This is a genomic window from Pseudomonas sp. UBA1879 (assembly GCF_002338065.1).
Lineage (GTDB): Bacteria > Pseudomonadota > Gammaproteobacteria > Pseudomonadales > Pseudomonadaceae > Aquipseudomonas.
On record NZ_DDHJ01000015.1, the window covers coordinates 326,624 to 339,581 of the forward strand.

7 protein-coding genes are annotated in these 12,958 nt (G+C 61.7%); 6 read left to right on the plus strand and 1 reads right to left on the minus strand.

Annotated features, from left to right (window positions below):
• Positions 1 to 17: 17 nt before the first annotated feature.
• Positions 18 to 1,748: an autotransporter assembly complex protein TamA gene (locus B3N48_RS16650; protein ID WP_296185542.1), complete on the plus strand. Its 1,731-nt coding sequence runs from the start codon at positions 18 to 20 to the stop codon at positions 1,746 to 1,748.
• Positions 1,749 to 1,759: 11 nt separating this feature from the next.
• Positions 1,760 to 5,437 (plus strand): translocation/assembly module TamB domain-containing protein, encoded by a 3,678-nt coding sequence (locus B3N48_RS16655; RefSeq protein WP_296185544.1) that lies wholly within the window; start codon positions 1,760 to 1,762, stop codon positions 5,435 to 5,437.
• A 116-nt stretch (positions 5,438 to 5,553) separates the two neighbouring features.
• Here the strand turns inward: B3N48_RS16655 and B3N48_RS16660 are convergent, their stop codons facing one another.
• Positions 5,554 to 6,549, minus strand: a complete 996-nt coding sequence (locus B3N48_RS16660; RefSeq protein WP_296185545.1) for an aldo/keto reductase — start codon at positions 6,547 to 6,549, stop codon at positions 5,554 to 5,556.
• Positions 6,550 to 6,679: 130 nt separating this feature from the next.
• On the opposite strand from B3N48_RS16660, the gene B3N48_RS16665 reads away from it, so the two are divergent.
• The 4 genes from B3N48_RS16665 to B3N48_RS16680 all read left to right on the plus strand — a co-directional run bounded on the left by B3N48_RS16665 (position 6,680) and on the right by B3N48_RS16680 (position 12,825).
• The gene (locus B3N48_RS16665) at positions 6,680 to 7,597 is read left to right on the plus strand and encodes a LysR family transcriptional regulator (RefSeq protein ID WP_296185548.1); all 918 of its coding nucleotides are present in this window, start codon (positions 6,680 to 6,682) and stop codon (positions 7,595 to 7,597) included.
• 113 nt (positions 7,598 to 7,710) lie between these two features.
• Positions 7,711 to 8,211: a thiol peroxidase gene (gene tpx / locus B3N48_RS16670; protein WP_296185550.1), complete on the plus strand. Its 501-nt coding sequence runs from the start codon at positions 7,711 to 7,713 to the stop codon at positions 8,209 to 8,211.
• Between the two features lie 181 nt (positions 8,212 to 8,392).
• Positions 8,393 to 9,733 (plus strand): MdtA/MuxA family multidrug efflux RND transporter periplasmic adaptor subunit, encoded by a 1,341-nt coding sequence (locus tag B3N48_RS16675; RefSeq protein WP_296185552.1) that lies wholly within the window; start codon positions 8,393 to 8,395, stop codon positions 9,731 to 9,733.
• Positions 9,730 to 12,825 carry an MdtB/MuxB family multidrug efflux RND transporter permease subunit gene (locus B3N48_RS16680; protein ID WP_296185553.1) on the plus strand — a complete coding sequence of 1,032 codons (3,096 nt, stop codon included), beginning with the start codon at positions 9,730 to 9,732 and terminating at the stop codon, positions 12,823 to 12,825. Before B3N48_RS16675 ends, B3N48_RS16680 begins: the two co-directional genes overlap by 4 nt.
• The last annotated feature ends 133 nt before the right edge of the window (positions 12,826 to 12,958 follow it).

Consider the following 12,958-nt stretch of genomic DNA (forward strand, 5'->3'; position numbering starts at 1 on the left):
TGCTAGCATCCGCGCCTATGAAGTGTTCCGTTCGATTCACCAGTGGTTTTCTCCTGATGTTGTCCAGCTGTGCGGCGCTTGCCGACGCCCAGTTGGAGGTTCGAGTCAAACCCGCAAATTCTGAGCTCAAGGCCAATATTGAAGGGTACGTGGGCAGCCTCGGCGAGCGCGACGAGCAGGCCCTCGAGCGTTTCAGCGTGGGCGCCATCGAACAGGCCCGCAAAGCGGCGCAAGCGCTGGGCTACTACCAGGCGCAGATCGATAGCGAGGTCAAACACGCCGACAAGGACCTGCACCTGGTCTTGAACGTGCAGCCCGGTGAGCCGGTGCACCTGCGTAACGTGACGGTACGCATCGAAGGTCCGGCCAGCCAACTCAAGGCGTTCAAGGTGCCCAAGAGCGATGCCTTGAAATCCGGGGCCGTGCTCAACCACGGTCACTACGAAGACGCGAAGAAGCTGATCCAGAATCAAGCCGCGCGTTATGGCTTTTTCAACGGTCGGTTCGTCACCCAGCGGTTATCGGTCGACCCGCGTGCCGGGGTGGCTGATATCGATCTGGTCTACGACAGCGGGCCTCGCTTCATGCTGGGCAAGGTGACGTTCAGCGGCGACGCGCCCTTTGATGAGGACCTCTTGCGACGCATGGTGCCGTTCAAGGAAGACACGCCGTACGACTCCGAACTGATCGCCGACCTCAATCAAGCCATGCAGTCCAGCGGCTATTTCGAAGGCGTGCGCGTGGATGCATCGCCCACCGCCGCCCAATCGCAGATCATTCCGGTCGACGTGCAACTGCAAACCCGTAAACCCCGCACCATGGGCCTCGGTGTTGGCTATTCCACCGACGTCGGCCCACGGGTGAAGGCCAACTGGACCCGGCACTGGGTCAATCCTCAAGGCCACAGCTATGGCATTGAATCGGAACTCTCGGCTCCTCGACAGAACGTCGGGCTGTTCTATGACATTCCCTTGGACCCGCCGCTCACGGACAAACTGCGCTTCGCGGGGGGCTATCAGTACGAAGAGATCGCCGACACCGACAGTTTGAGCAAGTTGCTTACTGTCGGCCCCGAATGGCACAGCAAGTTGCCCAGCGGTTGGGAACGGGTCATCTCGCTCAAATGGCAGCGCGAAGAGTATCGGCTGGGCAATGACGAAGGGTTGAGTACCTTGCTGATGCCGGGCATCAGCTATTCCTACCTGCGCAGCGACAACCGCATCGACCCGCACAATGGCTATCGTCTTCAATTCGAGACCGAGGTGGCGAAAGAGGGGCTCGGGTCGGACGCCAATGTGCTGCACGGCACCGCACTGGTGAAAGGCTTGACCACGGTCGCGCAGAACCACCGCTTTCTCGGCCGTTTACAGGTAGGCGGCACGGCCACCAATGGCTACAAATCGATTCCGCCTTCGCTGCGTTTTTTCGCCGGTGGCGATCAGAGCGTACGCGGCTACGACTATCAGTCCCTGTCGCCGGAAAACGACGAAGGCGACAAGATCGGCGGGCGCTACATGATCGCCGGCAGCGCCGAATACCAGTATTCGATCGCCGAGAAATGGCGCGTGGCGGCATTCGTCGATCAGGGCAATTCCTTCAACTCTCTGGATCTTCCCAGCCTGAAGACCGGGGTCGGCGTCGGCATCCGCTGGGTCTCGCCGGTAGGGCCGCTGCGCCTTGATCTCGCACATGCACTGGATGACGAGGGCGGCATTCGTCTGCACTTCTCGATGGGACCTGAACTGTGACGAAAGCGGTATTGTTCAAACGGATCGCGCTTTACGGCGCGGCGGGTGTATTGGGCATCGTGCTGCTGGTCGGCGTGGCGGTGAGTGTCATTCTCGGCACCGAATCCGGAAGCCGGTGGGCGCTGGGGCAGGTGCCCGGTTTGCAAGTGCAGCAGTTCTCCGGTCGCCTCGGCGGCCACTGGCAGGCGGATTCGCTGGTCTGGCAACAGGGCGAGAGCAAAGTCGAAGTGGATGCACCGATGTTCGCTTGGTCGCCATCGTGCCTGACCCGCATGACCCTGTGCATCGACACCTTGCAAACCGGGGACGTCCGCTTGCATTTCGCCCCGTCCGAAGAGGCGCCGAGCGAAGGCCCTGTCACGTTGCCCGACTTGAAATTGCCCTTGGCGCTCGAATTGGGGCGGGTGCAGATCGGCAGCGTACACCTAGACGGTCTGGAGCAGGTCAGGGACGTGCAACTGGTCGCGCATTGGACAGCGGAGGGCCTGAAGATCGATTCGGTCCATGCCCGGCGTGACGACATCGTCCTCGACTTGAGCGGGTTGCTCACCCCCAGCGCTGACTGGCCATTGACCGCCGAGGGGCAGGTCAAGCTGCCGGACGTCAGCGGGCAGCCGCTTGCTCTGACGTTGAATGTAAGCGGCGATTTGCTCAAGACCCTGAACCTCAACGCCCAGACCCACGGCTACATCGACGCCAAGTTGGTGGGCCAATTGCAGCCGCTGGTGGAACACCTGCCCGCCGAGGTGGCGATTACTAGTGACGCCTTCAAGCCCAGCGCTGACCTGCCTGACACGCTGCAACTCAACGGGCTGACCCTGACGGCGAAAGGTGACCTGGCGCAAGGCTACGCCATTATAGGCAACGCCACCCTCCCGGCGGAACAAGGGCCGGTGTCGCTGGCGTTGCAGGGACGGGTGGATGCCAAAGGCGCAGACATCGCCGCTCTGGATCTGAGCGCCAGCCCCACCCAACGCCTCAAAGCCAGCGGCAAGCTGGACTGGCAGAAGGGGCTGAGCGCCGATGCAAAAATCGACTGGCTGGATTTTCCCTGGCACCGCTTGTACCCGATCATCGACGAGCCGCAGGTCAGCATTCATACCTTTACCGGTGAAGTGTCTTACACCGATGGCAAATACCTCGGCAACTTCGCGGGGGCTTTCAAAGGTCCGGCCGGGCCGTTCAGCCTGACCAGCCCGTTCAGCGGTGATCTGCAACAGATCTTTCTGCCCCAAGTGGCGCTGGTCGCGGGACAAGGCAAAGCCAGTGGGCATGTGAATGTCGGTTTTGCGGAAGGGGTGTCATGGGACACCGCGCTTGACCTTTCGGCGCTGGACCCGTCGTTCTGGGTGGGCGAGCTTCCGGGTTCGCTGGCTGGCCCGTTGCGCAGCAAGGGCGCCTTCAACAACGGACGAGTGGATTTGAATGCCGACCTGGACCTGAAAGGACGCCTGCGCGGCCAACCTGCCGTTCTGCAAGTCAAGGCTGACGGTGCTGGCGACAGGTGGAACGTCAGCGCGCTGGACATTCGCCTGGGTGACAACCGCATTCAGGGCGCGGGCAGCTTCCAGCAGAAGCTGACTGCGCAACTGGATCTGAACCTGCCGCGTCTCGGCCAACTGTGGCCACGCCTGCAAGGCCAGGCCAAGGGACGTGTGGAGATGGCCGGTACGTTACAAGCGCCACAGGGCCAGTTCGGACTGCAAGGGAACCAGATCGCGTATGACACCCATAAGCTGCAAAGCCTGAACCTGAACGCCACACTCGACAGCGCGCAGCGTGCCACTGTCGACCTGAAGACCACGGGCATTCAGACCGGCGACACCTCGTTAGGCACGCTGACCCTGAACGGGCAGGGCGACATCAAGCGTCAGCAACTCAAGCTCGACCTGCAGGGGCCGTTGCTGAAACTGGCGCTGGCCCTCGATGGAACGCTGGACAAAGGCAATTGGCGCGGTCGCCTGGCCAGCGGCGACATCCAGACCGGCGGCCAGGACTGGAGGCTGCAACAACCGGCGAAGCTGGAGCGCCTGGCAGACGGCAGGGTCAATTTCGGCGCCCACTGTTGGCTGTCCGGGCCGGCAAGTCTGTGTGGCGAGGATCAACGCCTCATGCCAGACCCGCGCCTGCGTTATCACCTCAAGCAATTTCCGCTCGAAAGCCTGGCGCAGTGGCTGCCCAAGGATTTTGCCTGGAAGGGCTCGCTCAATGCCGACGTGCAATTGGACGTTCCGGCTTCCGGGCCGAACGGTCAGATCACGATCGACGCTAGCGGCGGCACCTTGCGGGTGAAGGATAAAAACCAGTGGCTGGACTTCCCCTATCAGGCCCTCAAGCTCACCAGCAGCCTGACCCCGAAAAAGGTCGACACTCGCCTCGACTTCCGCGGCGGCAAGCTTGGCGAGTTGCTGGCCAGCCTGAGCATCGACCCGTTGGGCAAGAACAAACCGGTGAGTGGCGACTTCAGTCTGACAGGGCTGGACGTCTCAGTGGCCCGGCCCTTCGTGCCGATGATTGAAAAGCTCAACGGCAAGCTCAATGGCAATGGGCGCATCACCGGCAACCTGCTCGCGCCTCAGGTCAACGGCAACGTGACCTTGAGCGACGGCGAGGTGTCCGGACCGGAACTCCCGGTCAGCCTGGAAAAACTCAACGTGCAGGCGCTGATTGCCGGTGAAAACGTACAGCTCAAAGGTCAGTGGAGCAGCGGGCCGAGCGGGCGGGGCAGCATCGGCGGACACATTGGCTGGGCGGAGGCGCTGGACGTCAATGTCAGCCTGCAAGGTACGCAGCTGCCGATCACGGTCGAGCCCTACGCGAAGCTTGAAGCGGCGCCTGATCTGAACATCACGCTGCAAGGGGAGCGGTTGGCGGTGTCCGGCAAGGTGTTGATCCCCAAAGGGACGATCACGGTGCGTCAATTGCCGCCGTCCACGGTGAAGGTGTCGGACGATACGGTGATCGTCGGCGCGCAGACCAAAGAGGGCAAACCGCCGATGGCCATTGCCATGGACATCAACGTCGAGGTGGGGCAAGAGAAGCTCAGCTTCACCGGTTTCGGGCTCACGGCCAACCTTGCCGGGCATGTCCACATCGGTGACAACCTGGACACCCGCGGCGAACTCAACCTGAACGACGGTCGCTATCGGGCCTACGGCCAGCGCCTGACCATCCGTAAAGCGCGGCTGCTGTTCGCAGGCCCTGTGGACCAGCCGTACCTGGATATCGAAGCGATCCGGCAGACCGACGATGTGATCGCCGGGATTCGCCTGACCGGCAGCGCTGAGCAACCAACGACCACGGTATTTTCGGAACCGGCGATGAGTCAGGAGCAGGCGTTGTCGTATCTGGTCCTCGGGCGGCCTCTGAGCACCAACGGCGAAGACAGCAACATGATGGCCCAGGCAGCGTTGGCGCTAGGGCTGGCAGGCGGGTCGTCCACGGCGGGAAAACTGGCGTCGGGGCTTGGTATCAAGGACTTCGACCTGGACACTTCCGGCAGCGGCGACAAGACCGCCGTCGTGGCCAGTGGCAAGATTACCGACAAGCTGAGCCTGCGATATGGGGTAGGGGTGTTCGAGCCGACGAATACCATCGCCTTGCGGTATCTGCTGAGCAAGAAGGTGTACGTCGAAGCCGCCAGCGGCATTGCCAGCTCATTGGACATCTTTTACAAGCGGGATTTTTGACGCTCAGCGAGCCTGGGAGAGGTGGGCCTGCTCGCGATCGAAGGGTGTCAGACACCCCTGAGGGTGCCTGATACACCGCCAATTGCGAGCAAGCTCACGCCGATAGGCATTCGCGACTAGCCATTCACCAGCTTCATCGCCGCCTCGGGATACCGTCCACCGGCCACGGCCTCAACCGGGAACAGGTCTTTCAGTGCCTGCAACTCGCTGGCAGTGAGCGTCACGTCCAGCGCCGCGGTGTTCTCTTCCAGGTACCTGCGTTGCTTGGTCCCGGGAATCGGGATGACGTCGTTGCCTTGGGCCAGCACCCATGCCAACGCCAGTTGCCCGGCGCTGATGCCTTTAGCTGCGGCCAGTTGCTGAACCTTTTCCACTAGCTGAAGGTTTTTGCTGAAATTCTCACCCTGAAAGCGTGGGCTGTTTCGGCGATAGTCATCGGCAGCGAAGTCATTGGGGCTTTTCAAAGTGCCAGTGAGGAAACCTCGGCCCAGCGGACTGTAGGGCACGAACGCGATGCCGAGCTTGCGGCAAGTCTCCAGCACGCCGTTCTCCTCAGGTTCACGACTCCACAACGAGTACTCGGTTTGCAGGGCTGCAATAGGGTGGACCTTGTGTGCACGTTCCAGCGTACTGGCCGACGCCTCGCTCAGGCCCAGATAACGCACCTTGCCCGCCTTGACCAGCTCGGCCATGGCGCCTACCGATTCTTCGATGGCGATCTTCGGGTCGATCCGGTGCTGGTAGTACAGATCCAGCGTGTCGATCTTGAGGCGCTTCAACGTACCGTCAATGGCATTGCGAATGTATTCCGGACTGCCGTTGACGCCACGGGCTGCGGCATCGCCCGGTGTGCGCACGATGCCGAACTTGCTGGCAATGAACGCTTGATCCCGTTTGCCGCTCAACGCTTTGCCCAGCAACTCTTCGTTGGTGTGGGGGCCATACATGTCGGCGGTGTCGAACAGCGTGACGCCCAATTCCAGCGCGCGGTGGATCGTTGCAATGGCTTCCTGCGTATCGCCGCCGGTGGTGTAGAAGTCAGTCATACCCATGCATCCCAGGCCGACAGCCGACACATGAGGTCCATTCTTGCCAAGTTGACGCGTTTGCATGATGCCGTCCTTTTTGAAGTAGGAGGTTTGAAGACATCACCATCATGCCCATCGACAGATTTGGGATAAACCGGCTAAAAATGCTTTCACTATTGGATTTTTCTAAACAATCCCGATTTCCGGAGCCACGATGGACCGATTCAACGCCATGCGCGCCTTCACCCGGATCGTCGACCTGGGCGGCTTCAGCAAAGCTGCCGACAGCCTGCACCTGCCGCGCGCGTCGGTGACGATCCTGATCAAACAGCTGGAGGCCCATCTGGGCGTACAACTGCTGCTGCGCACCACCCGACATGTCACGCCGACGGCTGACGGGCAGGCGTATTACGAGCGCTGCGTCAGCCTGCTCAGTGACCTGGACGACGCCGAGTCGATCTTTTCCTCTAACGCCAAGGCCCCGGAAGGCGTTTTGCGCGTGGACATGCCGTCAGGGGTGGGGCGGCTGATTCTCATGCCCGCGCTGCCTGCGTTCACCGGCCGTTATCCGGGTCTGGACATGGAAGTGGGCATGACCGATCGCCCCGTCGATCTGATCCGCGACGGCGTCGACTGCGTCATCCGTGGCGGTCAGGCGCTGGACCATTCGCTGGTGGCGCGTCCGCTGGCGCACATGCGGCAAGTGATCTGCGCCAGCCCGGCGTATCTGGACCGGCATGGCATACCGCTGACGCTCGATGATCTGCGCCAGCACAAGGTCATCGAGTATTTTTCGGCCACGTCGAATAAACGCTACGGACTGGAGTTCGTCATCGATGGCAAGGACCAGGCATTCAGCCTGCCAAAGTCGCTGGCGACCAACAGTGCCGACGGTTATCTGGCGGCTTGCGCGGCGGGTTATGGACTGGTCCAGACCCCGTGGTACCACGCCGCCGAAGCGCTGCGGCGAGGTGAAGTGGTGGAAGTGCTGGCTGACCATCCTCAGCCTCGGCTGGCGTTGACCGCGCTCTACCCGGCCCATCGGCAGATGTCGCGACGGGTGCGGGTATTCATCGACTGGATGGTGGAGCTGTGTGCCACACCAGGCCTGTTGGACAAGCCGGGTGTCTGATGCTTCATCCGGCAACAAATTCGCGGATAGCGGTAGGTCGCTCACCGGTTTCGTGGTTAACTTCCGGTCGTGTCGTAAACCGAACCTGCCACCTCAAAATAAGGACTCCGCCCATGGCTCAAGTGACTCGTAGAGGCTCCCCGGTACAGATCAGCGGCGAACTGCCCGCCGTCGGCAGCAAGGCCCCGGCCTTCAAACTGGTCGGTGCCGACCTGTCTGACGTGACCCTGGAAAGCTTCGCCGGCAAGCGCAAAGTGCTGAACATCTTTCCGAGCGTCGACACTCCGACCTGCGCCACGTCCGTGCGCAAGTTCAACGCGCAGGCCAATGACCTGAACAACGCTGTCGTGCTGTGCATCTCCGCCGACCTGCCGTTCGCCCAAGCCCGTTTCTGCGGTGCGGAAGGCCTGGAAAACGTGAAAAACCTGTCGACCATGCGCGGTGCCGAGTTCATGGAGAACTACGGCGTGGCCATCGCAGACGGTCCAATGGTCGGTCTGACCACCCGCGCCGTGGTGGTGCTGGACGAGAACGACACTGTTCTGCACAGCGAACTGGTGCCGGAAATCGGGCAGGAGCCTGACTACGAGGCGGCGCTGGCTGTTCTCAAGTAGTTCAGGGTTGCGGAGTGTCCGGTCTGTTCCGGTAACACTTCGCAAAACAAGGCGGCCTGACTCGATCAGGCCGTTTTTATTTGCAGTTCAGCACGTTACCCCCGTCAGCGTTCGGTAAATTGCCGGTAAAGGCGCTTTGCTTGGCGCGTAACTATGCTTATTGTTCAGCCTCCCGCGCATCTTGGTCTTTTTATTCATGCAATCGTCCGCTCCTCGTCGTTCCCGTCGCTGGCTGATCAGTCTGCTGGTTTTAATCGTGATTGCCGCCGTCTGCTGGCATTTCTGGCCAGGCTCCGCCAGCAAAACCGATGCGAAGGCGCAGAACAGCGCGGCGGCTCAAAAAGGCGCCAGCCGCAGCGGTGGCGCGGGCAAGGCCGCTGGACCACGGCCTGGCTTCGGTGGCTCGACCGTACCTGTACCGGTTCGGGTCGCCCCGGCGAACACCGGCGACTTCCCGATTTATTACAAGGCACTGGGCACCGTGACGGCACTTAACACCATCAACGTGCGCAGCCGGGTAGCGGGCGAGTTGGTGAAGATCAACTTCCAGGAAGGCCAGCAGGTCAAGGCGGGCGACCTGCTGGCGGTCATCGACCCTCGTAGCTATCAGATCGCCTTGCAGCAAGCCGAAGGCACCCTGATGCAAAATCAGGCGCTGCTGAAAAACGCGCAGATAGATGTGCAGCGTTATCGCGATCTCTATAAAGAAGACAGCATCGCCAAGCAGACACTGGATACTGCCGAATCATTGGTGGGCCAGTATCAGGGCACCATCAAGACCAATCAGGCCGCGATTGGCGACGCCAAGCTCAACCTCGATTTCACCCAGATCCGTGCGCCGATTTCCGGTCGCATCGGCCTGCGTCAGCTGGATGTCGGCAATCTGGTGGCGGCCAATGACACCACGGCCCTCGCGGTGATCACCCAGACCAAGCCGATTTCCGTCAACTTTACGCTGCCGGAAAAAGACCTTACCGACGTGATCGGCCACTACCGCACCGGGGAAAAACTGCTGGTCGAAGCATGGGACCGGGGCGATGTGAAATTGCAGGCCAAAGGGTATCTGGCCAGCATCGACAACCAGATCGACATTACTACTGGCACCCTCAAGTTCAAGGCGCGTTTCGATAACGACACCGAAACGCTGTTTCCCAATCAGTTTGTCAACGCACGCCTGCTGGCGACCACCTTGAAAAATGTGGTGCTGGTGCCGTCGGCCGCTGTGCAATTCGGGGTCAACGGCACATTCGTTTACGTGCTGGACGGCGATAAGACGGTCCGCATCCGTGCGCTGAAAACCGGGCCGAGCGATGAAAAAGTCACGGTCATCACTGAAGGGCTGGCGGCGGGGGATCGTGTGGTATTGGAGGGCACCGACCGTTTGAAGGACGGCAGCACGGTGGAAGTGGTCAACGACAGTAAGGACGTGCCGGTGACGCCGGGTGAGAAGCTGCAAGGGCAACCGTCCAAGGAGTCCGGTGAATCGGCCAGCGCCGACACCGCGAAGAAAGGCAACGTATGAACCTGTCACGCCTGTTCATCCTCAGGCCCGTCGCCACGACGCTGAGCATGCTGGCCATCGTGCTGGCGGGGCTGATCGCCTACACCTTGTTGCCGGTGTCGGCGCTGCCACAGGTGGATTACCCGACCATCCGGGTCATGACGTTGTATCCGGGCGCCAGCCCGCAGGTGATGACCAGCGCGGTGACCGCTCCCCTGGAGCGCCAGTTCGGCCAGATGCCGGGCCTGACGCAAATGGCCTCCACCAGCTCAGGCGGCGCGTCGGTGATCACCCTGCGCTTCAGCCTCGACATCAACATGGACGTCGCGGAGCAGGAGGTGCAGGCCGCCATCAACGCCGCCACGAATCTGCTGCCCAATGATTTGCCGGCGCCGCCGACGTACAACAAGGTCAACCCGGCAGACACCCCGGTGCTGACCCTGGCGATCACCTCGAAAACCATGCTGCTGCCCAAGCTCAACGATCTGGTCGACACGCGCATGGCGCAGAAAATCTCGCAGATCAGCGGTGTGGGCATGGTCACCATCGCCGGCGGTCAGCGTCAGGCAGTGCGGATCAAGGTCAATCCGGACGCGCTGGCTGCCAACGGCCTCAACCTCTCGGACGTGCGCACGCTGGTCAGTGCCTCCAACGTCAACACGCCCAAGGGCAACTTCGACGGGCCGACCCGGGTGTCGATGCTCGACGCCAACGATCAGCTCAAATCCCCCGAGGAATATGCCAACCTGATCCTCGCCTACAACAACGGCGGCCCGCTGCGCCTGAAAGACGTGGCGCAGATCGTCGACGGCGCGGAAAACGAACGCCTCGCGGCCTGGGCCAATGAGAATCAGGCGGTATTGCTGAATATCCAGCGTCAGCCGGGGGCCAACGTCATTGAGGTGGTGGACCGGATCAAGGCGCTGCTGCCCAGCATCACCAGCAACCTGCCGGCCGGTCTGGAGGTCGTGGTCCTGACCGACCGCACCCAGACCATTCGCGCCTCGGTGAGCGACGTTCAGCACGAGTTGCTGATTTCCATCGTGCTCGTGGTGCTGGTGACGTTCCTGTTCTTGCGTCGGTTCAGCGCCACGATCATTCCTTCGGTGGCCGTGCCGCTGTCCCTGGTGGGCACCTTCGGCGTGATGTACCTCGCCGGTTTTTCGGTGAACAACCTGACGTTAATGGCCATGACCATCGCCACCGGTTTCGTGGTGGATGACGCGATCGTCATGCTGGAAAACATTTCCCGGCACCTGGAGGAGGGCGAAACCCCGCTGCAAGCTGCGCTCAAGGGGGCCAGGCAGATCGGTTTCACGCTGGTGTCGCTGACGGTCTCGCTGATTGCTGTGCTGATCCCGCTGTTGTTCATGGCCGACGTGGTGGGACGGCTGTTCCGCGAGTTCGCCATTACCCTGGCGGTGGCGATTCTGATCTCCCTGGTGGTCTCGCTGACCCTGACGCCGATGATGTGCGCCCGGCTGCTCAAGCGCGAGCCGAAAGAGGAGGAGCAGGGCCGCTTCTACCGCGCCAGTGGCGTCTGGATCGACTGGCTGATCGAGGCCTATGGGCGCAAATTGCAATGGGTGCTGAAACACCAGCCGATCACGCTGCTGATCGCCATCGCGACACTTGGCGTCACCGTGCTGCTGTACCTGGCGGTGCCCAAGGGCTTCTTTCCGGTACAGGACACCGGGGTGATTCAGGGCATTTCAGAAGCGCCGCAGTCGGTGTCGTTCGCGGCGATGAGTGAGCGTCAGCAGGCGCTGGCGAAGATCATCCTGCAAGACCCGGCGGTCGCCAGCCTGTCGTCGTACATCGGCGTGGACGGCGACAATGCCACGCTGAACAGCGGGCGCATGCTGATTAACCTCAAGCCCCATGCCGAGCGCGACCTGTCGGCCACCGAGGTGATTCAGCGCCTGCAACCGGAAGTCGACCAACTGTCGGACATCCGCCTGTTCATGCAACCGGTGCAGGACCTGACCATCGAAGACCGCGTCAGCCGCACCCAGTACCAGTTCAGCATGTCCTCGCCGGACGCCGAACTGCTCGCCCTGTGGAGCGGCAAGCTGGGGGAGGCGCTGGCTCAGCGCCCGGAACTGACCGACGTCGCCAGTGACCTTCAGGACAAGGGCTTGCAGGTGTACCTGAATATCGACCGCGATGCCGCCAGTCGTCTGGGCGTCACCGTGGCGACCATCACCGACGCGCTGTACGACGCCTTTGGCCAGCGACAGATTTCAACGATTTATACCCAGGCCAGTCAGTACCGCGTGGTGCTGCAAGCGGCGGCCGGCAGTGAGTTGGGCCCGCAGGCGCTGGAGCAGATCCACGTCAAGACCACCGACGGCGGGCAGGTCAAATTGTCCAGCCTGGCGAAGGTCGAGCAGCGTCAGGCGCAGTTGGCCATCGCGCACATCGGCCAGTTCCCGGCGGTGATGATGTCGTTCAATCTGGCCCCCGGCGTGGCCTTGGGCCAGGCGGTAGAGGTGATCGAGCAGGTGCAGAAGGACATCGGCATGCCGATTGGGGTGCAAACCGAATTCCAGGGCGCTGCCGAGGCGTTCCAGGCGTCGCTGTCGAGCACGCTGCTGCTGGTGCTGGCGGCGGTGGTGACGATGTACATCGTGCTGGGCGTGCTGTACGAGAGCTACATTCACCCGATCACCATCCTCTCGACCCTGCCGTCAGCGGCCATCGGTGCGTTGCTGGCGTTGATTCTCAGCGGCAACGACTTGGGGATGATCGCCATCATCGGCATCATCCTGCTCATCGGTATCGTCAAGAAGAACGCGATCATGATGATCGACTTCGCCCTCGACGCCGAGCGCAACCGGGGCGTCGATCCGCAAACCGCGATCTACGAAGCGGCGCTGCTGCGTTTCCGACCGATCCTGATGACAACCCTGGCCGCGCTGTTCGGCGCCATTCCCCTGATGTTTGCCACCGGCTCCGGCGCCGAACTGCGCCAACCGCTGGGTCTGGTCATGGTCGGCGGGTTGCTGGTCAGCCAAGTGCTCACGCTGTTCACCACGCCGGTCATCTACCTGTATTTCGATCGGTTGGGGCGCCGGTTTCGGCGTTCGGGGAAGCATGAGGTGGAAGCGTGAGCTACGAGCCTCAAGCTACAAGCGGCAAGCTGATTGGCGGCGCGGCTTCTGCTTGCCGCTCGTTTCTCGACATTCGTCGCTGCGATAGCGATGGCCGCGAGTTTCAAGCTCCAAGCCTCGAGCTGATCGACGC

Coding starts and splice junctions, on each gene's coding strand:
- B3N48_RS16680 (WP_296185553.1), top strand. CDS start 9,730: ATGAACCTGTCACGCCTGTTCATCCTCAGGCCCGTCGCCACGACGCTG.
- B3N48_RS16660 (WP_296185545.1), bottom strand. CDS start 6,549: ATGCAAACGCGTCAACTTGGCAAGAATGGACCTCATGTGTCGGCTGTC.
- B3N48_RS16665 (WP_296185548.1), top strand. CDS start 6,680: ATGGACCGATTCAACGCCATGCGCGCCTTCACCCGGATCGTCGACCTG.
- tpx (WP_296185550.1), top strand. CDS start 7,711: ATGGCTCAAGTGACTCGTAGAGGCTCCCCGGTACAGATCAGCGGCGAA.
- B3N48_RS16650 (WP_296185542.1), top strand. CDS start 18: ATGAAGTGTTCCGTTCGATTCACCAGTGGTTTTCTCCTGATGTTGTCC.